The 24,581-nt window shown below is 41.8% G+C and carries 17 protein-coding genes; 6 read left to right on the top strand and 11 right to left on the bottom strand.

The genetic code is table 11. The features are described 5' to 3' along the window. Positions 1-1,029 precede the first annotated feature (1,029 nt). The 3 genes from R1T16_RS13740 to R1T16_RS13730 all read right to left on the bottom strand — a co-directional run bounded on the left by R1T16_RS13740 (position 1,030) and on the right by R1T16_RS13730 (position 4,483). On the bottom strand, positions 1,030-2,085 hold the full coding sequence (locus R1T16_RS13740) for an Omp28-related outer membrane protein (RefSeq protein WP_317501688.1): 1,056 nt from the start codon (positions 2,083-2,085) through the stop codon (positions 1,030-1,032). A gap of 57 nt (positions 2,086-2,142) precedes the next feature. After that, positions 2,143-2,904: a T9SS type A sorting domain-containing protein gene (locus R1T16_RS13735; protein ID WP_317501687.1), complete on the bottom strand. Its 762-nt coding sequence runs from the start codon at positions 2,902-2,904 to the stop codon at positions 2,143-2,145. 103 nt (positions 2,905-3,007) lie between these two features. Beyond that, entirely contained in the window at positions 3,008-4,483 is a 1,476-nt protein-coding gene (locus tag R1T16_RS13730) for a T9SS type A sorting domain-containing protein (RefSeq protein ID WP_317501686.1), read from the bottom strand. A gap of 333 nt (positions 4,484-4,816) precedes the next feature. Here R1T16_RS13730 and R1T16_RS13725 point away from each other — a divergent pair, with 333 nt between their 5' ends. From R1T16_RS13725 to R1T16_RS13715, 3 genes are all read left to right on the top strand, one after another. Beyond that, on the top strand, positions 4,817-5,293 hold the full coding sequence (locus R1T16_RS13725; protein ID WP_317501685.1) for a TlpA disulfide reductase family protein: 477 nt from the start codon (positions 4,817-4,819) through the stop codon (positions 5,291-5,293). A gap of 4 nt (positions 5,294-5,297) precedes the next feature. Further along, positions 5,298-6,998 carry a DUF6029 family protein gene (locus tag R1T16_RS13720; protein WP_317501684.1) on the top strand — a complete coding sequence of 567 codons (1,701 nt, stop codon included), beginning with the start codon at positions 5,298-5,300 and terminating at the stop codon, positions 6,996-6,998. Between the two features lie 384 nt (positions 6,999-7,382). Further along, entirely contained in the window at positions 7,383-8,363 is a 981-nt protein-coding gene (locus R1T16_RS13715; protein WP_317501683.1) for a Gfo/Idh/MocA family oxidoreductase, read from the top strand. Positions 8,364-8,416: 53 nt separating this feature from the next. Here R1T16_RS13715 and R1T16_RS13710 read toward each other — a convergent pair whose 3' ends face one another. After that, positions 8,417-10,735, bottom strand: coding sequence for an Ig-like domain-containing protein (locus R1T16_RS13710; protein WP_317501682.1), 2,319 nt, complete (start codon positions 10,733-10,735; stop codon positions 8,417-8,419). 205 nt (positions 10,736-10,940) lie between these two features. Between R1T16_RS13710 and R1T16_RS13705 the strand changes: the two genes are divergently transcribed. Continuing rightward, positions 10,941-11,936, top strand: coding sequence for an AraC family transcriptional regulator (locus R1T16_RS13705; protein WP_317501681.1), 996 nt, complete (start codon positions 10,941-10,943; stop codon positions 11,934-11,936). 40 nt (positions 11,937-11,976) lie between these two features. On the opposite strand, the gene R1T16_RS13700 is transcribed toward R1T16_RS13705, so the two are convergent. After that, a complete protein-coding gene (locus R1T16_RS13700) occupies positions 11,977-12,567 on the bottom strand; it encodes a hypothetical protein (RefSeq protein ID WP_317501680.1) in 591 nt (196 codons plus the stop codon). Between the two features lie 183 nt (positions 12,568-12,750). On the opposite strand from R1T16_RS13700, the gene R1T16_RS13695 reads away from it, so the two are divergent. Then, complete coding sequence (locus R1T16_RS13695; RefSeq protein WP_317501679.1) at positions 12,751-13,623, top strand: helix-turn-helix transcriptional regulator; 873 nt, start codon at positions 12,751-12,753, stop codon at positions 13,621-13,623. Here the strand turns inward: R1T16_RS13695 and R1T16_RS13690 are convergent, their stop codons facing one another. Then, positions 13,624-14,373: a DeoR/GlpR family DNA-binding transcription regulator gene (locus tag R1T16_RS13690; protein ID WP_317501678.1), complete on the bottom strand. Its 750-nt coding sequence runs from the start codon at positions 14,371-14,373 to the stop codon at positions 13,624-13,626. A gap of 107 nt (positions 14,374-14,480) precedes the next feature. On the opposite strand from R1T16_RS13690, the gene R1T16_RS13685 reads away from it, so the two are divergent. Then, positions 14,481-15,023: a 5' nucleotidase, NT5C type gene (locus R1T16_RS13685; protein ID WP_317501677.1), complete on the top strand. Its 543-nt coding sequence runs from the start codon at positions 14,481-14,483 to the stop codon at positions 15,021-15,023. A gap of 46 nt (positions 15,024-15,069) precedes the next feature. On the opposite strand, the gene R1T16_RS13680 is transcribed toward R1T16_RS13685, so the two are convergent. The 5 genes from R1T16_RS13680 to R1T16_RS13660 form a co-directional block, all read right to left on the bottom strand. Beyond that, complete coding sequence (locus tag R1T16_RS13680) at positions 15,070-16,548, bottom strand: alpha-L-fucosidase (protein ID WP_317501676.1); 1,479 nt, start codon at positions 16,546-16,548, stop codon at positions 15,070-15,072. A gap of 10 nt (positions 16,549-16,558) precedes the next feature. Further along, a complete protein-coding gene (locus tag R1T16_RS13675) occupies positions 16,559-18,070 on the bottom strand; it encodes a family 43 glycosylhydrolase (protein ID WP_317501675.1) in 1,512 nt (503 codons plus the stop codon). An 84-nt stretch (positions 18,071-18,154) separates the two neighbouring features. Then, on the bottom strand, positions 18,155-20,392 hold the full coding sequence (locus R1T16_RS13670) for a glycoside hydrolase family 3 C-terminal domain-containing protein (protein WP_317501674.1): 2,238 nt from the start codon (positions 20,390-20,392) through the stop codon (positions 18,155-18,157). Positions 20,393-20,409: 17 nt separating this feature from the next. Next, positions 20,410-22,575, bottom strand: coding sequence for a glycoside hydrolase family 3 C-terminal domain-containing protein (locus tag R1T16_RS13665; RefSeq protein ID WP_317501673.1), 2,166 nt, complete (start codon positions 22,573-22,575; stop codon positions 20,410-20,412). A gap of 3 nt (positions 22,576-22,578) precedes the next feature. Then, positions 22,579-24,579 (bottom strand): glycoside hydrolase family 97 protein, encoded by a 2,001-nt coding sequence (locus R1T16_RS13660; RefSeq protein ID WP_317501672.1) that lies wholly within the window; start codon positions 24,577-24,579, stop codon positions 22,579-22,581. Positions 24,580-24,581 lie beyond the last annotated feature (2 nt).

Raw genomic sequence — 24,581 nt, 5'->3', positions numbered from 1 at the left:
TAACTATAATTATAAGTAATCTTTATAGGAATAAGATCTAAGCGAGGCTAAAATCATGTAAGATTATTTAAAATTTATTTATGGATTTTCGCAATTCAATAACATTTTAATTTAAATATGTTAATAGATTCAAACAATCATCTCAATAATATACTTAATATTTGCTTGAAATTAAAATGCCACGTTTTTGAGGTTTACGGATGGGATTCGACTCCCATCTTCTCCACATAATGACAAATAACGCCACTGGAAGACAGTGGCGTTAATATTTACGGATTGTTTAGTTGTACAAAACTTTGAACATCTTGTTGCTTTTCTGTTTTTTCAAATAAACAAATTAAAAAATTATGAAATTTTTTTTTGACTTTCTGTTCTATCGCATATATTGGTGGAATAAAGATATTTTAAAGGAAAAAAACACAGTATTATTTAATACCATCATTGGCCTTTCTGCTTTTTTTATATTTAATATATCAACTTTACTTTTTTCTTTTTTTCTATATTGTTTGAAAGACTCATCAGGATACCCAAAATGGTTTCATGTTGTAATGATGATTTTAACTGTAGTAATCACTTATACTATATATGTGCCGAAATATAAAGTAATCATTGCTAAATTTAGTAATACAAAGGGGTTTGCAAAGAGAGATATTTATCTTTTGGCATACATTCTAGTTACTATAATATTATTTATATTTATATCAATTCAATTCAGAAATTTTGTAGATACAGATTAATAAGGGTTATATTCCAGATATTTTGATATATCCTTCTGAGCTTACAGAGGAAAGTTCGAACCCCTTCTTCTTAACTTAAAAAAAACCTGCAAGATTCCATTTTATCTTGCAGGGTTTTAATTTTTTTACCAAATCAGAGCAGGTGTAACATGGCTGCATACGAGCGGTAATGTGTGGATTTATAACGCTCGTACTGTAAATCCGCGCCATCGGGAGATGATTTTGTGATATTGCCACAAACAAAAAACCATCCGCGTTAACGGATGGTCTCTCATTATTAAAAATCAGAATCTTATAAGAGTTCCATTTCCTGGGCTTCTCCCTGGTCAACCTTTCTTACGTTGACCACCTTACCGGTCTGGTCTACCACAAAAGCAACAAAGTTAACCTTTGCAGCATTGGTTACATTAGCCGGTACAGGTACAGAAAATGATTTTGTATAGGTAGTACCTATCGTTGTTTGTGTAGTGCCTATTTCCTCTCCTAAGATAGGGGTAAGGCACGCACGTAGTACGTGATTGTGTGTATAGCCTGCAAGGATATCTACACCGTCATAGTATGACGTGTAATTATGCTGATCATACACTAACCCGTCTTCCAATACATAAACTACAAGTTTAAGGTTGTTAGTAAAGTCTTTACCAAACATTACATTGACATCCAGATTTATAGTTCCGTTTGCTACTTCTGCATCCATAGCAAGGCCCAGTTTAGGATTCTCCCCTTGTGTAAGGGCGATCGCCTGGTCTACATGGTCTGGCTCAAGGCTTTTCCATTGTATAGTGCGGTTTAGGAAACCCTTAGGGTAACCTTCTGCGCCAAGGGCATTTTCAAGCTGCGAAGCATCAAAGTTATACGGGTCGTAGTTAGGGCTTGAAGGCACAGAACTTGACCTGTGGATACCTACGGCAATTGCGTTTTCTGCCTGATTGTGCACCAGCTCTATAGCCCATGCTACTCGCGGGCAGTAGCCGCACCATGTACCTGTGTAATCTTCAATTAGCATGTTTTTCCTGAAGTTTACACCAGAACCGTCATGAAAATTAATTACAAGCGGAGCCGATTGCACCGTATTATATGTTGCTGTAACATCAAAATTACCTACCGTTGCAGAGCTGAAGGTATTGCCTTCTATCGCCTGCCCATCTACGGCAAATACCGCATCTTCGGTATAGTCGTTACCATCTTTGTCTTTTACCGTGAAGGTAATCGTACCGCCTATAAGCTGTACAGAATGGTCTGCGGTTAAGATGATATTTTGCTGCGACTTTAGTATTTCATAGTCGGTAGAGCAGCCTGCAAAAATCAGGGAAACTATAAAAATCAGGATAAAATTCTTTTTCATCATATAGAGATTCATTACATAATCTTTCTGTTACTTCAGGCAGATTATGTCATGAGGGTATTAGTTCTTAACAATCTTGATAGTAGCTGTCTTGTTTTCTGATGTAACAAATTTAGCCATATAAACACCTGCGCTTAGTGAAGAAAGGTCTACTGACTGTGTACCGTTAACAATAGCAGATTTTTTGATTGACTGGCCGCCGATGCTGTAAATTTCTAATTTGGCATTTACGGTAGCCGAGATATCAAGTGTACTTTTAACTACAGTGTTGTTTACGATTACACCCATGTTCTTAAGTGAGTTATAGTCGTTAAGACTAGCTGTAGGAGCATATTTATAAGAGAAGTTGCGTAAAACCATTGGGTTTGCCACATCATCCATAAGTACCACGCTAAAGGTATACGTTACATCCTGGCCTGCTGTATCGCCTGCGTGACCGTTTAAGAAGTGGTCGTCTGCAACGTTAGTTTCTCCCGGTTCAATTTCTAAACCATTAGTAGGATATGCTTTTGTTGTTATTTCTGCATAACAAGTACCAAAAACGCAAAGCTGAACATCTTTAGCTTTACCATCTGTTCCTGTTGCATTGTTTGAAATAGTGTTAACCCTGATACCAAATTTGTGGGTATCAAGCGTGTTGTTTTTTATAAGAACGTGAACTTTTGCCACTTCACTTGTAAGGTTAGGGCTTAGCTCATTAAAAACAAATTCCTGTCCTTCTGTAATTTCAGCGCCGCCGTTAGTGGTAATTGTGTAGTTCTCTACCTGTGCCTGTGCAAAAGAAGCAAATAAAATTCCTGCAAATAGTAAAATCTTTTTCATTGTAATCTTTTTAATAGTTGTATTTAAGTAAAAAGGCTATCGGGAACTTAGATTATTCCCGATAGCTTTATTTTAGCATGCTATGTGTCGTCTTTTTGTAAGACTATTTGATGATCAGTTTTTCTGTTCTCTGAGCAGTTTCGCTTTTTATCTGAGCGATATATACTCCGCTTTGAACAGCGCTTAAATTGATAGAACCACCATCTTCAATTCCTTTAGCAGCATAAACTACTTTACCTGTAAGGTCAAGAACTGTTACATCTATAGCTTCAGCTGTAGCGAAGTTAAAGACACCTGCAGATGGATTAGGGTAAACTGCAAAGCCTTCAGCTTTGATAGTTGGGTTTGCAAGTACACCTGTCGTTTTAAGCGTGTTTTGCTGTACTAAAGCTAAACCGAAGTTACCTACAGTGATTGTAGCTACTGCCTCTGCCTGTCCGTTAGTGTATACTGTAATACCGTGTGTAGTAGTACCTAAAGACCATCCGTCTCCAAAAGTGTCAAGAAGCTCAAAGCTGTAGCACTCAATACCTTCAGGAAGGCTTATGTTATGTGTTTTTGTAGTATTAGCGTCTGCTCCGCCAGCACCTTGTGAACCTGGGCCAGCCTGGTATGCAGGCGTTGTGTATACAACTTCGTCGCTGCTGTTTCTAATTTTTACAGAGATCTCTCCCGGATAGTTGTCTGTGTGTACATTAAGAGTGATGTTGTTTCCAGAGTCTGCAGAGCTAAACACGTTTACGTCTGTGTTTGCAAGTACAGCAGAATAAGGAGCAGCTGTGTTAATGTCTGTAAGCTCAACTGTATACTCAGCACCAGCTGTAGGCGTTACGTTAGCAAATTCTATCGCTGCTGATGTAGCATAGCGCGCAAGCGTTCCTGTATAAGGTTGTGTTGCAACTACTTCACCGTCTGCCTTAAGTACCACTGTAGCGGCAGTGATTGGGTTTGTACCATAGTTAGTGAAAGAAGCACTAACAGTACCTGTTCCGCCTGTACCACATATTCTTAGGTCCTGCGCGGCAGCCTGCGCATGGTTTTCAACTGCAGGAAGTTGTGCACAACCTGTGTTTATGCTTGTTTCTATACCTGTAAAAGAAAGTCCTGCATTTGTGTTAGGCATAAGCTTAACCTTTCCGTCAGGGCAAATTCTCATTACAGTAGGGAAAAATTCAAGTTCAAAAAGTGTAGAGATGTTTGCATCGTCTATAATAGGGTATTCGCTTCCTGTAACCCAGTCACCCTGAGTGTTTGATCCTGTTCCGTGAAGGTCAGCATTTGTAGTTTGCGGGTCACCCTCAACAAAAAGCACAACTACATCGTCGCTGCCATCTACACCATACGTTTTGTAAAGTTTGTCAAGTACGTGGTTGTTATGAAAACTCCAGCATGGTCCGCACCATGTAGCAGATATATCAAGGATTACCGTTTTTCCTGCAGCAAGATATTCAGATAGCGTGTGTACGTTACCGTTAATATCTGTTGCTGTAAAGTCTGGAGCTGTAGAGCCGTCTGCGATTTGCGCATTTGCAAAAAGGCCACCAAGAAGTGTAAAGCCTAAAAGTAAAGTTTTTTTCATAAGTAATAGGTAATAGTTTTTTGTAATATTCAGTAAACCGGTTATAATGTCCTGAAAGTTATGTCACTGTGAACATAACTTAAATTTTTCTCGAAATTATATAAAAAAATGACATGACAAATTTTTTTTTGAAAAATAATGTATAAAATGCACTTTTAACCTAAAAAAAGTTTACATTCCTACCATTTCTATAGAGTTTTAGTGAGGAAAATGTAACTATTTTAAAGATTTGGGTGCATTTTTAACGTGCATAAATGTGTAAGCTGTTAAAATTTTTTTAATATTGCCCACGCAATTTTCGGTTGCGCACTATTTACTATAAAAAACACAATTATGAAAAAACTTGCCTTTTTGTTTCTATTTCTTTCGGTATCAGTATTTGCGCAAAAAGAGATGCCGTCTGTTACCCTTAAATCGGTAAATAATAAAGATTTTAATGTTAAGAGCGACTTCGCAGAAAAAGATAAGCTGTATGTATTTACATTTTGGGCTACCTGGTGTGTGCCTTGTATCAACGAACTGGATGCTATTAATGAGAATTATGCAAAATGGTCTAAAGAACTTAACATGGAGGTAATAGCTGTTTCTATAGATGACAGCCGCACACAGAAAAGGGTAAAGCCTCTGCTTAATGGAAAAAAATGGCCTTACACTGTGCTTCTTGACAATAACCAGGATCTCAAAAGAGCTTTAGCCGTGGCTAATCCGCCATATACCGTGGTTGTAAAAAATAAAAAGATAGTATATGTACATAATGGTTATAGCCAGGGAGCTGAAAAAGAACTATACAACAAATTGAAGGCACTATAGATTGATGAGAAAATTACTTTTACTACTGCTTCCTTTAGCAGCCGGTTCTTTATATGCTCAGGAAAATGATACTATAGAAAAAAAAGACTATGGTAGAATATACGGTGGTTTTGAATCGAATGCACAATGGTATCTTAATGATAAAGGGAGAGAAATAAAGCATCCCGAAGATCCTGTTCGCTCTAATAACTATTTGCTTGTAAACTATCAGTTTAAGGGATTCTCTGCCGGAGTGCAGATAGAATCCTATGAGCCTAATGCGCTGTTAAATTACAATCCCGGATTTAAGGGTACTGACATCGGTACATATTATGCTGCCTACAAAACTAAACATGTAGAACTTACCGCGGGTTATTTTTATGAGCAGTTTGGCAGTGGTATGCTTTTACGTGCGTGGGAAGACAGGACACTTGGTATAAACACGGCACTTAGAGGAGGCAGAATGATTTTCAGGCCTACAGATGATATGCGTTTTACGCTTCTTTACGGAAGGCAGCGTAGTGGTTTTGATGTTGCCCATGGCGATATATACGGCTTTGATTCGGATATAAACCTTAATAAGCTGTTCAATTTTGAGGTTAGCGACCTTTCTTTTGGCGCAACCTATGTAGGGCGTTACGAAAAGATAGATCTTCCTGATCCCGGATTTGATGCGCTTACAAATATGTATGCCGCACGATTTAACTTTATCCATGATGCATTTTACGTTTCAGGGGAATACAACTACAAACAAAAAGATGGGGTACTGGTAGGAACACAAAATGTGTTGACCAACACCTTTGTAAAGCCGGGTAATGCAGTACTGGTTAACTTTGGTTATTCTAAAGAAGGCCTTGGTGTAGATGCTACGCTTAGAAGGACGGAAAATATGAAGATACTCTCTGAAAGGGAGCCTACAGGAACGGGAGATAACCTTACTACGAGCCTTAACTTTAATGACAAGGTGCTGAACTTTACACCTGCTTTAACAAAGCAGCACCACTCTAACCTGGCAAATATTTATGTATACCAGGCGCAGTCTAAGGTAGACTTTTTAGACCCTTCGATCATGATGTCTGGTGAAACAGGCGGACAGGTGGACATTTTTTATGACTTTGCTAAAGGAACTGCAATAGGCGGTAAATACGGAACTAAAGTAGCAGTAAATATGTCAAGCTGGTATAACCTGCCGGGTCAGTACAGGTCAAGCCCGCCGGATTATAACACTAATTTCTTTGGGGTAGGTACTAAGTATTTCTCTGACTACAATGTTGAGGTAAAGAAAAGGCTGAATGAAAAATGGCTTACCGGTTTCTATTATATTAACCAGTACTATAACAAGGCATGGTTTGGCGGCAGCGATATCGTAAAAACAAATATCGTTACCGGAGAAGCTACATATAACTTTTCTGAAAATAAATCTATCCGTGTAGAGGCAGAGCACATGTGGGCTGATAAAGACATGAAGAACTGGGCAGGTGGTACTGTTGAACTTAATATAAACGACAAGTATTCGCTTTACGTTTGGGACATTTATAATTACGGCAATGATGATAGTGCTAAACAAACGCATTACTACAATGTAGGCGGGGCTTACCGTATAGGGGCAACCCGTATAGCAGCTAACTACGGAAGGCAGCGTGGTGGTCTTGTATGTGTGGGTGGTGTTTGCCGATTTGTACCTGAGAGTACCGGTTTCACCCTTTCGATAAGTACGGCTTTTTAATTACCAAAATAGTTTATATATAATTTGTCCCCATGGAGTTTTCATGGGGATTTTTTTATGCTTTTTCAATCGCAATTTTTTAAATTCCAAAAGCGTAACATTAAAAAAAAGCACCTCACAATCAGTTGTTTGCAAATTCGATTTTTTGGCTAAAAATGATGTTTAGAGTAGGCAAAGCGTAAAATTAACAGCTTGTTTTAGAACTTAAAATTCTGATAATTATTGCTTTACAAGGATATGTTGCAGCTTCTTGCAATGGGAGAATTAATTTTGACTTTGGTTTGCAATATCCTGCAATATTTATTTTTACATATTGTCTTTAAGACTATAAGTGTTTTTGTCTAAAAAATACTATTTTTAGCTTTACAAAGACAAACAGACCAAATGACAAATTATCCTGAAATTATCCGCTGGGGCATTATAGGCTGCGGCGATGTTACCGAACGCAAAAGCGGACCCGCCTACCAAAAAACAGAAGGCTTTGCGCTACACGCTGTAATGCGCCGCGATGCCTGCAAAGCCGCCGATTATGCTAAAAGGCATAACGTGCCTAAGAACTACAGCGATGCCGCTGCCCTTATAAACGATCCTGAAGTTGATGCCGTATACATTGCCACGCCTCCCGATACCCATGCACATTATGCACTTATGGTAGCTGAGGCCGGCAAACCGTGCTGCATAGAAAAGCCCATGGCGCCATCGTATGAGGAGTGTGTCGCAATTTGCAATGCCTTTGAAGATAAGGGGCTGCCTTTGTTTGTGGCTTATTACCGCCGGTCACTGCCAAGGTTTTTACACATCAAGTCATTGATAGATAATGGAACAATAGGTGAGGTGCGCCACATTAACTGGCACCTGAGCAGGACACCTTCTGCGGTGGATATATCAGGCGAATACAACTGGCGTACCGATGCAGCCATTGCTAAAGCAGGCTACTTTGAAGACCTTGCCAGCCATGGGCTAGACCTTTTTGTGCACTATTTTGGCAATGTGAAAAATGTATCGGGCAGCAGTCTTAACCAGCAGGGGCTTTACTCTGCAAAGGACGCTGTAGTAGCATCCTGGGTACACGAATCGGGTGTTGCGGGGACAGGCAGCTGGATCTTTGGCAGCTTTGAAAGAGTAGATAACGTTGAGATCATTGGCAGTAAAGGCAAGATTGAATTTGCCGTATTTGAAGAAGTGCCTGTTGTAATCACAACAGCCGATAAAAGGGAAGAAGTCGTTATAGACCACCCCGAAAATATTCAGCTGTATCATGTTAAGAACATGAATGACCACCTGAGGGGCAGGCTGCAGCATCCGTCAACGGGGCTAACGGGAGCGCATACAAACTGGATATTAGATACCATGGTAGCACTATAAATAAAAAGTCCCCTGCAGTAGTGCGGGGGACTTTTTTGTAAAGTACCAACTGACTAATTCTTTACAATTTTCTTGGTAATTATTGTTCCTTCAGTTGTTTTAGCGATCAGGATATAATTGCTTTGCGGTAACGCACTTACGTTAATGTTATTACCTTTGCCTTCCATTACTTTTCTTCCGTCTACAGCGTAAATCTCTATAGTATCTATTTCAAATTTAGACTGAAGCCTAATTACCGTTTGTGCCGGGTTAGGATATAGCACAGCAGTATCGGCAGTGAAATCGCCAAGGCCTAAAACCTGTCCTGTAACCGTGATTTCTATAGCATCTGTAACGGTATCGTCATCTGTGCTTGTAGCCTGTACAGTCGCTGTTCCATTAGTAATAGCAGTTACAAGTCCGTTAGCATCAACAGAAACTACGGTATCTCCCGAAAGTACTTGCCAGGTTACATCCTGAACCGAGTTTGATGGCAATACCAAAGCTTCAAGCTGTAATGTACCGCCGTTAGTAGTAATTACCGCGCCTGTATCATCTGCCACTTTAACTTCAAGGCTTGCCACGGCAACAACCTGGTTGGTAATCACAACTTCAATAGAGTCAAAGATTGTAGCATCCTCTGCGCTTACCGCCTGAACAGTTACCGTTCCGTTATCGATGGCTGTTACCAGTCCGTTTGCGTCTATCGATGCATACTCACTACCTGCTGTAATGCTCCACGCTACGTTTTGGTTTGAATTTGATGGAAGTACCAATGCCGATAGCTGAAGCGTTCCATTGTCTGCTGTAATTGTAGCTGGAAGGTTATCAGTAACCGAAACCTCAAGGCTTGCCACGGCAAGGACCTGGTTAGTAATTACAATATCAATAGTATCAAGAATAGCCGCATTTTCTATGCTTACTGCCTGAATGCTTACTGTTCCGTTATCAATTGCTGTTACCAGTCCGTTTGCATCTACCGATGCATACTCACTACCTGTTGTAATGCTCCATGCTACATTTTGGTTAGCGGTTGCAGGCAATACGGATGCTGCTAATTGCAGTGTTCCGTTATCTGTGGCAATTGTTGCAGGAAGGTTATCAGCAACCGTAACAGCCACGTTTTGTACAGGAGCAAGCTGTCCGCTTATGGTAATGGTAATAGTGTTTAATACCGTTGCGTCTTCGGCGCTTACGGCTTGTATTGTTACTGTACCATTTGCTAATGCTGTTACCAGTCCGGTTGTGCTTATTGTTGCATTTTCAGTCCCCGCAGTTATCTGCCATAGCACCTCCTGCGCCACGTGCGACGGTACTACCGAAGAGAACAACTGAAGGCTGCCGCCATTTTGGGTAATTACCGGGTCTTGTGCATTAGGGGTATTAATATACAGGTTTAGAGGCGCATTGCTCAACTCAAAGTAGATCTTGATATTCGGGCGGTCTTTATACTGTCCTCCGCCACTGTTATGGTTAAGGATAAGGTTTTCATTCATTGGCACGGTGTTTATAGGCCATGCGCCAATCATGTAATCTTTATAGCCTGCTGTAAACTGCCATACTATAAAATTGCTGAACTGCGCCGTCTGCCCGTTTTGGTACATTGCTGTGGCAATTTCAAAAGCACCTCCTGTATAGGTAAATGCTTCTTCAAAGGGAAAATCGATCCACCCTATTGTTGCAGGCAGGTCGAAGGCAGGATTGTCGGTAACCTCTGTATGCGTGGCAAGAATATTACCATAAGTGGTCGTCATGTCTAATGGCGCAATGGTAGAAGAATTTCTCGCAAACATCCTTAACCGAAGGTCAGGATAGGCATCGCCACCTACGGCATTGTTTATCTTTTCGAAAGCAACACCTGTAATGTTTGCACCATTCGGAATGTTTATTGACTGCATTTCGTTTTGGGTGTACAGCATATTAGCAACCGACCCGTTTCGCTGTGCGATACCGGCATACATCAGCGGCCCGTAAGAGGCGCCAAATAAAGCAAATGCATCGGCTCCCGATCCTATTACTCCATCATAGGTAGAATTAAGGCTAAGGGTTGTAAAGTTTTGTACCGCCCAATCGCTGTAAACAGCATCGCTGCAATGGGTACGTACTTTAAACTGATAGGCAGATTCTTCTGTAAGCCCGGTTACCACTACGGTAGCAGAGCCGGCTGTTCCCTGCTGTACTATCGTAGCGCTTCCGCTAAGGCTTAACTGCCAGTCATAGCCCAGCTCCGGCTGTGTCTGCAAGCCTGTCCAGCTGATTTTGGCATAGTGCATTCCTTTTCCCGCGGTAAAGATAGCCGCAGGCTGCGCACATTCCTGGGCACTGAGGTTAAAAACAAATAACAGCAACAGTGCGGTTGTTGTTATTTTAAACGTAAAATAATTGTTTGACATTGTTATATAGTTAAAATTGTATCGGTACGTCGCTTATGGTTTAAATAACAATAAGCTGTTAGATTGTGATATTTCCTTTTAAATCTATTTATTAATATTTAGACTAATTATTAATAGTTAAATTTGCGCAAATTTCTGCAACAGTTAGACTATGACTGTTTGCTTAAAGGATTTATAAATAAGCCAAACGGATATTTTAGCAATTATGGAAAATAAGGGCCAATTATACGACACGGATTATGAAATTGATATTTCATTAAACAATTCTCTAAATATAACTCCAGATTCTTTAGATGCTACGTCTGAAGGATTTGGCGAAACCTTCATAAAAAAAATAGATTTTAGGGGGGTGCGCCTGCTGTATGGCAAGTTGCTTTTTTTAAAGCCGGTGCCTGTGCAGGTGGTTAACGATAATCCGCATATCGAGATGTATTTTTCGCTGTCGGGTAGAAGAGATCTCTGCTTTACGCAAAGCAGCCAGCGCAGTACTGTTATTTCAGGATCTCATAACCTTTACTATATTCCTGATTCCGAATTCTACATTGAGCCTCAAACTGGAGAAGAAGAGAACATCTCATTGCAGGTACAATTTACTGAAGACTACTTTAAGCGATTTATGCCTACAGGACATTCGGTGTTTTCGTCTTTTATAAAAAAAATAGAGGATAAGCAGCTCGCTGTTCTCGGGGAGAAAGAGCTAAAGATAACGCCAGAGATGTATACCCTGCTTAATGACATTGTGCATTGCGAAAAGAAAGGGGTAATCAAACAACTGTTTATAGAGACAAGCGTGCTTAAGCTGCTGCTGCTTCAGTTTGAGCAGTACCTTTCGGCATCTGCCCAAAAGGAGAAAAGCTTTATCAAGCCGTATGATATCGAAAAGCTTAATGTTGTAAAGCAGCTTCTGGAAGAGAATGTTGCTTATGCGCATTCGCTGGCAGAGCTTTCAAGAAAAAGCGGGCTGAATGATTTTAAGCTCAAAAAAGGGTTTAAGGAATTGTTTGGCACTACGGTATTTGGCTACCTGCACGGGCTGCGTATGGCACGGGCCAAAGAACTGCTTACCACAACTATAAAGACCATTGCAGAGATAGCCGAACTTTGCGGTTATGCCTATGTGCAGTCGTTCTCTACCGCATTTAAGCAGCATTATGGCATTACGCCCGAAAGGTACAGAAAACAAGAAAGGCCCCTGCAATAGCAGGAGCCTGTTTCTATAACCAAACCTAACCTTATTACTATTACCTTGCGGCAATAGTTTCAACAAACATTTTGTTATTGTATTTCATTACAAAAGTTACTTTCTCTGCATTGATCTTTTTAGTATCAAATTTTTTAGAAAGGTTAGCTCCTGTAAATGTTTCGTTGTACAATTCAACGTTATTCTCGTCATACAGCTTTACTTCAACCGGTGTATTGTTAGTATCTTTAATGTTTAAAGAAACAATACCTTCGTTAAAAGTAAGTACAGGCTTAAGTACTTCGGCGATAGCTTTTTCAGAAACTGAAGCAGATTTGCCATCAATTTTGATTTCATAGCGCGCTACTTTAGTACCGTTCTCTGCCTCCAGGTAATAATTACCTGCCGGGAAAGCTGTCAGGTTGTATGTTCTGCTTATCTTACCGTCTTTAGCTTTAATGTTCTCTTCAAAAAGAACATCACCGTCTTTAGATGTTATAGATACGTGTGCTTTTGTATTGTTGATTGAAAAATTGATTAATTTTCCAAGACCGCTTCTTACGCTAACAGAAAAATCTGCATCGTTTGCTCTTACTCCAAACGCAGTTAAAAATACTGCAAGGGCTAAACCTAATTTCACTACATTTTTCATACTATTTGATTTTTTTGGTTTAACAAAAATTTTATAGTGCTAAATTACTTTTGTTGTCTAATACTATGCACACCTATATTTTCTGATATATATGCTATATTAACCTTTCGAAAACGTTATAGGTTGTTTTAATGTAAATAATGGCAATTTTTGATTACATTTGATTAGCTAAAATATTTCAAAATGAAAAATTTAAAGGCAACTTATGAGGTAATTGAGCCGGCTTTTGGCAGCTCCTTTTACTATTCTAAATATGTGCAGAATGCAAACATAAAAGCCCACCTCTGGCATTATCATCCGGAGATCGAGTTGGTTTTCGTAAACGGGGGTACGGGCAAACGCCAGATAGGCAGCCATATTTCCTATTATACCGATGGCGACCTTATACTTATAGGCAGCAATTTGCCGCACTGCGGGTTTACCGATGACCATACCGGTAACAAGAACGAAACGGTGATCCAGATGAAACCCGATTTCCTTGGAGGCGCGTTCCTTGCACTTCCCGAAACTAAAAACATCAACCTGCTTTTTGAAAGGGCTAAGGGCGGCATTGCCTTTGGCGAAGAAACAAAAAAAGCGATAGGCGAAAGGATAGAGCTGATGGAAACCCAGCCGCCATTAGAGAAACTGCTGTCTATAATAAGTATTCTTAATGAGCTGGAACACGCTAAAGACTACAAGGTGCTAAACGCCGAAGGTTTTGCCCTGGAAACCCAGCTGCAGGATAACGACCGTATTAATATGGTATTCAACCATGTTAAGGATAACTTTAGGGAAGTGATTGAGCTCGACGATATGGCCAATATGGCAAGTATGACCGTACCATCGTTTTGCCGCTATTTTAAAAAGGTAACCAACAAAACCTTTACCCGTTTTGTAAACGAATACAGAATCGTGCATGCCTGCAAGTTATTGACAGAAAAACAAATGAGCGTTGCCGATGTTTGTTACGAGAGCGGTTTCAACAACTTTAGCCATTTTAATAAATCATTCAAAGATTTTACAGGAAAGAGTGCTTCACAGTACCGTAACGAACACAAGGCGTTGGTGCAGTAGTTACACCACCTTAATATCCATTGCAGTATATACCTTTAAGGAAGGGTGTGTTGGATCTGCTTCTGTAACGATAATATCAATGTCGGTAACCGGACATATATAATACGACTCTACCGTATTGCTTTTCTCAAGGGTAGAAAGTGCGATGGTTTTTTCGGCGCGATCTATCATTATCTTTTTTATCTGCGCATCTTCATAGATCATAGACGATATACCCATGGTATGGTGAATGCTGCATATACCCAGTATACAAATATCGGCGCGGACTTTTGCAAACGTGTCTATGGTGTCCTGGCCCATAGTGGTAAAGGCCGTTTTATTCAGGCGTCCGCCGGCAAAGATGACTTCGGTATTTGGGTGGTCTTCCAGAACGTTGGCTACCGGGAAACTGTTGGTCACTACCGTAATCTTTAATTCTTTAGGCAGGGCAGCAGCCAATGCCACAATAGAAGTTCCACCGTCAAAAAAGACTACCTGTCCGTCTTTTAAGAATTGAAGGGCTTTTTCTGCTGCTGCCTTTTTATGGGGCTGGTTGTATTTTTCCCTGTCCCTGTAGTGTGCCGGTATGGGCGAATGTGCAATAGCACCGCCACGGACTGCCTTTAGCAATCCCTGGGAATCAAGCTCTTTTATATCGCGGCGCACGGTATCTTCAGATACGTTCAGCAGCTGGCTCAACTGGTCCAGCCTTACCTTATTATCTTTTTCAAGGGTGTCTATAATAACCTGTAAACGTTCTTCTTTTATCATGTTAACTGCAATATGTTGCAAAGATAACAATTTGATAGCAAACATTTATCATTTAATTTTGCAACATATTGCAAAGTTTTGTAAGTTTGTTGCAAAATATAGCAATTATGAAAAAATCAATTGCCATCGATATGGATGGCGTACTCGCAGACGTAGAGGACCAGATACTGGACTGGTACAAAGAAGAAACAGGTTTGGTAATGTCAAGGGACGACATGAAAGGCAGGCCCGAAGAAGAATTATTCCCTGACAGGGCAGTACTGAGGAAGATATTAAACAAGCCGGGATTCTTCAGGACGCTTCCCGTAATGGAAGGTGCAAAAGAAGCTGTGGCAAAACTAATGGAAGAGTATGAAGTGTATGTGGTATCGGCGGCAATGGAATTCCCGTTGTCATTGTTTGAAAAACGCGAATGGCTTTCAGAACATTTTCCTGCCATAAGCTGGAAGAACATTGTTTTTTGCGGCGATAAAAGTATAATCGATACCGATTATCTTATAGACGACCACTGTAAAAACCTTGACTTTTGTAAAGGCAAACCATTAATGTTTACGGCTTTCCATAATGTAAACATGGATCATCATGAAAGGATAAGCCACTGGAACGAAGTGTCAGATTTATTAAAGAGGCTCGAAGGGGTAGAGGTGTAATTTGCCTCACTCCCCTCCCGTGAGAGAGGGGTTCAGGCTGGCTTTATTATTTCAATTCTAATTTAATAACAAAAGCTTTATCATCAATTTTTTTAGAAGGTGTCTTTACATGAACACCTATGGCATCTTGTGTAAAAGTTACTTTTTCGGTGCTGCCTAAAACAGACACACTTTTCACTTTAGGTGCCTTTTTGCCTGCAGTGCCTAAGGCAGATAATGTTACCACGGCATTTTCGCCCGGCCAACCCAGCACTATTGCATAAACGGTTTTGCCTTTTGTGGTATAGCGTATGTCCTGCGGGCCGTAGTTTACCTTATCTACAAACATTCCGCCTTTTTCCAGTTTCGTTGGGCCTTCGCCAAAAACGGTAAAGGGACGTGTGGCATAAATAGCTTCGCCGTTTACATCAAGCCATTTCCCAATTTCTAGTAATATAGCCTGCTGATTCTGCGGAATTATTCCGTTTGCCATAGGCGATACATTGAGCATCAGGGCACCATTTTTGCTCACGATGTCGGCTAAGAGGTCTACGATCTCATTAGCGGTTTTCAGGCCAAGGTCGTTCGTATAGCTCCAGCTGCCTACCGATACCGTTTCATCTGTAAGCCAGAACTCTTTGGTAATGGCATTTTGACGGCCTTTCTCAAAATCTTCAAGGCTTACTGTTTTTGGCAGTTCACCTTCTTTGTGGGTAATAACCACCTGCTTGTTCTCTTTTACCGAATGGTTAAAGTAATACGCTACAAACTCCTGTTTTGTCTTTTCAGGAATTTTGGTCATTTTGCTGTCAAAATAGATGAGGTCGGGAGAATAGCTGTCTATCAGTTCTTTTAGCTCGCCATACCAGTTCTTGTAGAACTGCTCCGGTGCGATATTGCCGTATAGCTGCGCCAGCTTTGGGTCGTCAGATGAGGTTGGCATTTTAGGATTATACGGAAAATACGACTCGTCATTAAGCCACTTATCAGGGTTCTTCTTGTTGATCTGCAGGTTACGGTCTTTGTGGAAAGAGGTAACCAATTTCATGCCCTTGCCGTGTACAGCTTTGGCAAGTTCGCCCACCAAATCACGGTGCGGACCCATATCCATACTGTTCCAAGGATTGATTTTACTATCCCAGTTGCTCCAGCCGTCATGGTGCTCAGCAACTACTCCCGCAAACTTAGCACCTGCTTTTTGGAACAGGTCTGCCCAGGCATCGGCGTTAAAGCTTTCGGCATGGAACATCGGAACAAAATCATGGTAGCCAAATTTCGAAGGCTCTCCGTAAAGTGAAACGTGATGTTTATATTCGTCGCTTCCTTCAACATGCATAAGGCGCGGATACCAGTCATTGGCATATGCCGGAACAGATAATACCCCCCAATGCGCATAGATGCCAAACTTAGCATCCTTAAACCACTCGGCGGTCTCGTCATATTTGGCAAGCGACTCCCAGTTGGCCTGGTAAGGGCCGTCATTGGCCTGGGCAAAAGCAGGCAGGTTTAGAGCCAGCAGCCCAAACAGGTAAAATGTTTTTTTCATAATATAAAGCCTATTTTTCAGGCGTATAGATAAAATTCTTAAAGGTTACGCTGCCTTCGCCAACGGCAGAGAGTCCTATCCTCAGGCTTGTAAAACCACTCAGCACATTATGATGAAATCCCGATACCTCGGCAGAGTTCTCAATCTTACTCCATTTTGTGCCATCAGGGCTAAAGAACATATTTACAAGCTGCCCTCTTTTTTCAAGGCGCAGGTAAATATGCCTGCCTACGGTGTTTTTTTCGGTAGGAAACTGCCACGAGCGCAACGCCGCCATAATATCGGTACTGTTTGCGCCTATGCCGGTATGAATGCGGTCAGCATAAAATAATATGAGCGATGCTGTTGCATTGCCTTCAATCACTGCTTCTACCTGTGCAGTATACGAATGGTCTGCCGGTATGCACGATAACGGATCACTGTCTCCAAGACCTTTGCCCTTTGCTTTAAGCTTCAGGCCGTCTTTGCTAAGGCTGAATCTGGTTGTGTCAAAATCTTTAAAGAACTGCCATTGGTTTCCTAATGCTCCGCCCTGAAAGGTATCAGACAGCGAATATGCCGCAGCAACAACTTTGCCTTTAGGTTTATGCATATGCTCTTCGGTCTTTATGTTATCGGGATTTTTAAACCATCCGTCCTTTGTCCATTCCACAGGCTGAAGCAGCGTTTGGCGGCCCATATTGTAATGGTTATTCTCATAACCATGAAAAACCATCCACCAGTTTCCGGCTGCATCATCTATTATTGTAGAATGTCCTTTAGACCACCATTTTTCAGCATCATTACCCGTTTTTATGATAGGATTGTATGGTGAATTTTCCCATGGGCCAAATGGCGATTTAGACCTTGCAGAAACTACCATATGGCTCGTTGCAGGCCCTGCTGTACCGCCTTCGGCGACTGTAAGGTAATAGTAATTACCTTTTTTAAGGATCTTTGGGCCCTCCATGCAAAAACATTCTATAGACCATTCCCTGGGAATAGGCCAGCCGTCATAAACGTGTTTTGCAGGTCCTGTTACTGATAATCCGTCTTTAGAAAGCGGCACATAATCACCGGCACTAAAATACAGGTAGCGATTGCCTTTTTCATCTACTACGTGGCCAGGATCTATACTGCCTATCTTAAGGTCTATAGGTTCACTCCAGGGCCCATTTATATTATCGGCCCATACTACATAATTGGTATTACTAACAGGGAAATAAATATAGTATTTGTTATTGTACTTAACCAAGTCAGGCGCCCAAACCGATCCCACGTTTTTATGCAGGGCATGGTTGACAGGTTCCCAGTTTACCATATCCTTAGAATGCCATATAAGCAGCCCCGGGTAATAATCAAAAGATGAATGCACGATATAGAAATCGTCTTTGTCCCTTATGATAGATGGGTCGGCATGATCACCCGGAAATATTGGATTTACAAAATAATCTGCACCTTTAGCGCTATTGGAGGCCTGTGTCTGTGCGTAAGTTATTTGCCCAAAAGCAAGTAACAGCAAAATAAAGTAACTGTTCTTCATGTACATAGAAATAAAAAGCCACGAATTATACTAAAGCCACAAATTTTAAGATTCGTGAAATTGCTATAATTCGTGGCAGAATAATTATTTTATAGTAACGGTAATCTCCTGTTTAATATCTCTTGACGAGTTACCTATCTTAAACCTGTAAGCACCCGGCTCAACCGTCCATTTTTTAGAAGCTGCATCATAATAAGCAAGTTCCTGTGCAGGAATGGTGATTGTAGCTTTTTGTGTGCTTCCTGCTTTTACCAATACTTTAGTAAAGCCTTTAAGCTCTTTAGCAGCACGCTCAATCTTACTTCCAGATTTGGCAGCATACAGCTGAACCACCTCTTTACCATCGGCCTTACCTGTGTTTTTCACATCAAGCGTAACTGTAATTGTTTCGTTTGCAGCATACGATGCTTTGTCTGCTTTTGCATTAGCCAATTCAAAAGTGGTGTACGATAGCCCGTAACCAAAAGCATACAGAGGCGTTACATTTTTGGTATCAAACCAACGGTAGCCTACAAGGATGCCTTCTTTATATTCTTCAGTTGCTCCACCAGGAAAACTGTTTGTAGCATGTGCAGGAGAATCCTGTATTTTTTTAGGCATTGTCCAAGGCAGTTTACCTGATGGGTTCACTTTACCTAAAAGTACATCTGTGATGGCATTACCTGCTTCAGAGCCATTATACCATCCCCAAAGGATAGCAGAGTTTTGCGCTACAACATTGTTAATGTCATATGGTGCACCGGCTACAAATACAACAATGGTTTTAGGGTTTGCAGCTTTAACGGCAGCAATAAGTTTTTCCTGTCCAAAAGGCAGGCTAAGATCCCTGCGGTCAGAAGCTTCTGTTTCATAATCACGGTTTGCACCTACAAATAGTACGGCAACATCTGATTTTTTAGCAGCTTCAACAGCTTCTGCAACCATTTTAGGATCAAGTTCGTTTACTGTTTCTTTTACCTCCTGTGTTACTTCGCCAAATTTCATTTCTTTTTTAGGCTTGAATTCTGTTTTGTAACCCCGGGCATAATTAATAGTAACCGATTTTGGCAGTTTTGCTTTTAAAGCGTCAAGAGGGGTAACCTCATGTTTTGTTTTAACACCTGCACCAAAACCACCCTGAGCGTGTCTCTGCATTGCATTGGCACCAATAACCGCTACGCTTTTTAAAGCAGATGCATTTAAAGGTAAAAGGTTTTCTGAGTTTTTAAGCAGCACAACCGATTCTGATGCAATATTGTATGCATCTTTATAATGTGCCTCTGTAGCAATGCTTCCCTTTGCACGGCCGTCTTTTTTGCCCATTGCCTTCACGTTGTAAAGCAATTTCAGTATTCTTTTAGCGTGTTTGTCAACTTCTGCAACAGATACAGATCCATCCTTTACAGCCTTAATAAGCGGATTAGCAAAGAAATGATCGTCAAAAGAAGCGGTAGGCGTGCCCATCTCAAGGTCGGTTCCTGCTTCAAGCGCTTTTTTAGTAGTGTGTACCGCAGCCCAGTCAGAGATCACGATACCTTTAAAGCCCCACTCATCCCTAAGGATAGATTGCAGCATATATGGATTTTCGCATAAATAGTCACCACGGAATTTATTGTAAGCCCCCATTACCGTAAAGGCATGGCCTTTTACAACAGCGTCATGAAATGCAGGCAGGTAAATTTCGCGAAGCGTACGCTCATCCATCTGTACATCTACAGTTCCACGGTTTGTTTCCTGGTTGTTTGCAGCGTAGTGTTTGATACATACGGCAACGTCATTTTGCTGAACACCTGTTACATAAGGTACAACAAGGGTTTTGTTAAGGAATGGGTCTTCGGTCATGTACTCATACGTACGTCCGCCAAGCGGTGTACGGATAATATTGAATGCCGGCGCAAGCAGCACGTCTTTGTCACGCGCACGGGCTTCTTCGCCGATGCTTTTTCCAAAAGTATGCGCCATTTCAGGATTCCAGGTAGCCGAAAGTCCGCCGCCTGCAGGATAGAAGGTAGCAAAATCGTCGGTGTTACCGGCCGGAGCCCAGCTGTTACGAGAAATCTCTTCACGCACGCCAAGCGGCCCGTCTGCCATGTGCACTTCAGGAACACCAAGGCGCTCTATACCTTTGTTGGTAAACATACTATAACCGTGCAGCAATCCTATTTTCTCTTCAAGCGTCATTTGAGATACGATCTTTTCTATCTCAGCATCATATTCATCAGTCATGGGAGTACCTTCATAAGCAGCGGCTATCTCGCCGGAATTTTTGGTCTCCGAATCTTTTTTGCATGATACAATTACGAGCATAAGTGCAGCGGAAAGGCATAACATTTTGTTTTTCATATTATATAGATGTTTGTTTATTGGGTCTTTATTGATTTTGTTACCATAACAGCGTCAGACGATCCGCCTGCCTGCAATTCCAGCGTGCCTTTTTCCAATTCAAAGCGCTGGTTTTTTGTATTCCAGTATTCCAGGTCTTTTGCTCTCAGGGTAAGGGCAACTGTTTTAGTTTCGCCTGCTTTTAGCGCAACACGCTTAAACGCTTTCAGTTCTTTGGCAGGGCGTTCCACTTTAGAGGCGGTGTGCTTAACATAGAGCTGTACCACTTCTTCGCCGTCGCGGCTTCCTGTATTGGCAACCGTTACATTAACCGTAATGGTTTCACCTTTTTTAATAGATGCTGCTTCTGTAGCAATGCCTTTGTATGCAAATGTTGTATAGCTCAGTCCGTAGCCAAAGGCATACAGCGGCTTACCTTTAAAATACATATAGGTACGCCCATTACGAATGTTATAATCCAGTAAAGGCGGCAAATCAGAAATATCACTTACCCATGTTTGCGTTAACCTTCCGGCAGGATTGTAATCGCCAAACAGCACATCGGCAAGGGCAGTGCCCGTTTCCTGGCTGTTGTGGGCCATATGCACGATAGACGGGATGTGCTCCTGTGTCCAGTTAATGGCATACGGAAAGCTGCTCATCAACACCACAACCGTGTTAGGGTTAGCCTGGTGCACTACTTTAATAAGGTCTTCATATTCTAACGTGATAGACTGCCTGTCTACCGATTCTTTACCATCACTTGGTACGGGGCAGTCTGCCCAGCCTGCATCGCACCACGGATGGTTGCCTGCAATCACTATGGCAATATCGGCTTCCATAGCCAGCTTTGCGGCTTTTCCGTCAATGTTGTTTAAAGCGTATGTAATTTCTATACTTTCGCCTGCTTTGGCTTTAATGCCGTCAAGCGGGGTAATGGTATAGGGCGGTGTACCGCTATACCAGTCAAGCAGTACTTCGTTGGTACGCGGGCCAATAACAGCAATGCGTTTTACTTTCTTGCGGTCTATTGGGAGCAGGTTTTTTGACGCATCATTCTTTAATAGTACGATGGATTTTTGCGTTGCTTCAAGTGCCAGTTTTTTGTGGGCATCGGTTTTCCACGGGTCAACAGCATCTTTATCGGTGCCGATGGCTGTGTACGGATTGTTTTCTGCCGAATCCAGCATTCCAAGTTTTATCATCACACGAAAATCACCACGGATAACGGCTTCTATTTCTTTTTCCTTAAGGTAACCGTTAGCTACTGCGCCATATACACCATCTATATATTCATCTAAAAACTGGTTAATGCCCGCTTTAACCGCTGCGGCAGCCCCCATGAATTTATCAGCATAATATTTATGGTCGGATAACAGAAGTCCAAACGCGCCACCATCGGTACAGATGATGCCATTCTGACCCCATTCCTTTACCGTGATGTCTTTAAGCATTGGGTGTACCATTGCCGGTATGCCGTTTACTTTATTATAGGATGCCATGTAGGCACGCGAACCGCCATCGGCCACGCCCATATAAAAGGGAACTGAGTAATACTCGCGCCATAATCTTTCATCAAAGTCAGATGAGGTATAGGTACGTCCATCCTCATTACTGTTGGCTAAAAAGTGTTTCATCAGGGCGGCAGTCTGCCAATAACTAGCATTGTTACCCTGAAGCCCTTTTATAAAAGCAGTTGCCATTGTACCATTAAAAAAGGCATCTTCGCCATAGCTTTCCTCTGTACGTCCCCAGCGTGGGTCACGGGCAAGGTCGGCATTTGGGGCACGCACTACAAGGCCGCCACGATTGTACTTTTGGTACGCATAACGGGTTTCTTTCCCTTCCACATCAGCTACTTTTTGCAATAGTTCTGTGTCCCAGGTTTCGCCAAGCCCGTAAGCCTGCGGAAATGTGGTAGTGGTAAGAGGCGTTTTGTCTTTGCCTCCCCAAAATCCCGGAGCGCCGCCCAGAGCAAGCCCGTGCAGTCCTTCCACATGCCCTGTTCCTTTAACGCCAAGGCGCGGAACAGACGGATTAGTGCTTAGTGCCTGTATCTTTTCGTCCAGCGTCATCAGCGACAGCAGGTTGTCAATACGCTTCTCAGTATCCAATTTAGGATCCTGAAAAGGGTATTGCTTTTTCTGCTGCGCCGAAAGCGATGCTGTTACCAGTAACAATATGTATAAGGCATACTGTTTCATGGATTATAGTTTTTTGAAACGGATAGCTGTACCGCCAGATGTTGGCAGCATAAAAGTTAGCTTATCTTTAGATGTAACCTGTTTTTTAGTAACGGCTACATCACCCGGATTGTTTGTTTCTGTAGTGCCAGGGGCATCACTGTATATCTGTGCCTCATATTTTGCAGCAGGGTCAAGGAATGACAGCGACACGTTTAGGTTACGTGCATCTTCATTGGTAATACTCCCCAGGAACCAGTCTTCGCTATTACGGTCTTTACGGGCTGTAGTAATGAATTTGCCTATCTGCCCGTTTATGATCTTAGTATCTTCCCAATCGGTAGGTACATCTTTAAGGAACTGGAATTCCGGCTGGCCTTCGTAGTTTTCAGGAAGGTCGGCAAGCATTTGTATCGGCGAATATAATACTACATATAGTGCTAATTGTTTAGCAGCAGTTGTGTGCACTCGCCTTCCCGGATACCCTTTTTTCACTTCCACATCTATGACACCCGGTGTAAAATCCATCGGTCCTGAAAGGAAACGTGTAAATGGCAGTATCGTTTCGTGGCTTGGCGGGTTACCATCGCTCCATGCATTGTACTCCATACCGCGTGCGCCTTCGCGCGCCATCATGTTAGGATACGTCCTGCGTTCTCCTGTGTCTTTTACCGGTTCGTGAAAGTTAACCGCAAGACCGTATTGGGCAGCTTTCTCTAACACATAACTGTAGTAGCGCACGCCATACTGGCCCTGGTGCCATTCTTTAAGGTTCATCATAGAGCCTACCTGGCCAATTTTTACATTGTGGATGCCCACTTTTTTGTATAATGCAAAAGCAGCATCAATTTCTGTAAGGTAATTGTAAATGTTAGATCCCGTTTCATGGTAGCCAATGATCTCAACGCCCTTAGAACGGCCATATTTTACAACCTCTTCAAGGTTAAAGTTATCGGCATTTTCGGTAAAGCTAAACGTGTGTATCTGGTTTTTGTACCAGTCAGGCGTCCATCCTTTGTTCCATCCTTCAATCAGCAGGTAGTGGAAACCTTCTTTAGCAGTAAAGTCAATGTATTCTTTAGCACGTTTTGTGGTAGCGCCCTGTTTGTCGCTTTCCCAGAAGGTATATTGCCCAATGTGCATGCCCCACCATATACCAAGGTATTTTAGCGGATGCACATACGACACGTCTTTAAGCTTGTTAGGCTCATTTAAGTTCAGGATTAGGTATGACTCGATAAGATCGCCTGGCTTTTCGCCAATTTGCAGTGTTCTCCACGGTGTGGTAAACGAACCCTTGGCACGTACCAGTATACCGTCAGACCACGGCATAAGATCTGCTTTAAAATTTGTGCCTGTAGTATGCCTCAACGTCATGGCAGCAAAATCCTTAAGGTCTGCCTCATGGAAACTGATAACATTGGTTTTGTTTTCGATGGTAAGCGGTGTGTGTACTACATCCAGTTTGCTCACCGGTGATTTGGTAAACAAATATTCCATCTGCTGGTCAAGGTAAGCAGGTATCCACCATGCCTGTCCGTCTTCTTTTAAATTGAAAGCGGTAACCTCATTAGTAATATAGATACTGTCTTTAATGCCCTGCTCAGGGTATACATACCTAAAGGCAACACCATCATCAAACGCACGGAACTGTATTTCTAGCTTGCGTTTGTTCTTGTCTTTGCTGTTCAGTTTTACAACCAGTTCGTTATAATGGTTGCGTATGTTTTTCTTTTCACCCCAAACCTGTGTCCAGGTGTCGTCGTGTGTTGAAGTCTTTACATCTGCAATTTCAAAGTTTTTGGTAAGGTCTTCATTTTTAAGGATGAAACCCATTGCAGATGGCGTGATGATCTCAGCTGCACCATGCTTTACAGCATAAGTAGGCGCATTGTTTGTCAATGCAAAATTGATGGTGTTCTTACCTCCCGGAGAAGTAAGCTCGTAAGCGGTCTTTTTTGCCTGTGCATTTACAGCAATTGCCGAAACTAAAAGGGCAGGCAGTATAAATTGTTTTAATCTCATAA

This window comes from Flavobacterium sp. DG1-102-2 (assembly GCF_033042555.1).
Classification (GTDB): domain Bacteria; phylum Bacteroidota; class Bacteroidia; order Flavobacteriales; family Flavobacteriaceae; genus Flavobacterium.
Note: the sequence above shows the minus strand (reverse complement) of the source record. Positions and strands in the feature narration are given on the sequence as shown.

Bases quoted from the DNA above. Each gene is read 5' to 3' on its own strand.
- R1T16_RS13740 (WP_317501688.1), bottom strand. From the start codon at position 2,085: ATGATGAAAAAGAATTTTATCCTGATTTTTATAGTTTCCCTGATTTTT.
- R1T16_RS13735 (WP_317501687.1), bottom strand. From the start codon at position 2,904: ATGAAAAAGATTTTACTATTTGCAGGAATTTTATTTGCTTCTTTTGCA.
- R1T16_RS13730 (WP_317501686.1), bottom strand. From the start codon at position 4,483: ATGAAAAAAACTTTACTTTTAGGCTTTACACTTCTTGGTGGCCTTTTT.
- R1T16_RS13725 (WP_317501685.1), top strand. From the start codon at position 4,817: ATGAAAAAACTTGCCTTTTTGTTTCTATTTCTTTCGGTATCAGTATTT.
- R1T16_RS13720 (WP_317501684.1), top strand. From the start codon at position 5,298: ATGAGAAAATTACTTTTACTACTGCTTCCTTTAGCAGCCGGTTCTTTA.
- R1T16_RS13715 (WP_317501683.1), top strand. From the start codon at position 7,383: ATGACAAATTATCCTGAAATTATCCGCTGGGGCATTATAGGCTGCGGC.
- R1T16_RS13710 (WP_317501682.1), bottom strand. From the start codon at position 10,735: ATGTCAAACAATTATTTTACGTTTAAAATAACAACAACCGCACTGTTG.
- R1T16_RS13705 (WP_317501681.1), top strand. From the start codon at position 10,941: ATGGAAAATAAGGGCCAATTATACGACACGGATTATGAAATTGATATT.
- R1T16_RS13700 (WP_317501680.1), bottom strand. From the start codon at position 12,567: ATGAAAAATGTAGTGAAATTAGGTTTAGCCCTTGCAGTATTTTTAACT.
- R1T16_RS13695 (WP_317501679.1), top strand. From the start codon at position 12,751: ATGAAAAATTTAAAGGCAACTTATGAGGTAATTGAGCCGGCTTTTGGC.
- R1T16_RS13690 (WP_317501678.1), bottom strand. From the start codon at position 14,373: ATGATAAAAGAAGAACGTTTACAGGTTATTATAGACACCCTTGAAAAA.
- R1T16_RS13685 (WP_317501677.1), top strand. From the start codon at position 14,481: ATGAAAAAATCAATTGCCATCGATATGGATGGCGTACTCGCAGACGTA.
- R1T16_RS13680 (WP_317501676.1), bottom strand. From the start codon at position 16,548: ATGAAAAAAACATTTTACCTGTTTGGGCTGCTGGCTCTAAACCTGCCT.
- R1T16_RS13675 (WP_317501675.1), bottom strand. From the start codon at position 18,070: ATGAAGAACAGTTACTTTATTTTGCTGTTACTTGCTTTTGGGCAAATA.
- R1T16_RS13670 (WP_317501674.1), bottom strand. From the start codon at position 20,392: ATGAAAAACAAAATGTTATGCCTTTCCGCTGCACTTATGCTCGTAATT.
- R1T16_RS13665 (WP_317501673.1), bottom strand. From the start codon at position 22,575: ATGAAACAGTATGCCTTATACATATTGTTACTGGTAACAGCATCGCTT.
- R1T16_RS13660 (WP_317501672.1), bottom strand. From the start codon at position 24,579: ATGAGATTAAAACAATTTATACTGCCTGCCCTTTTAGTTTCGGCAATT.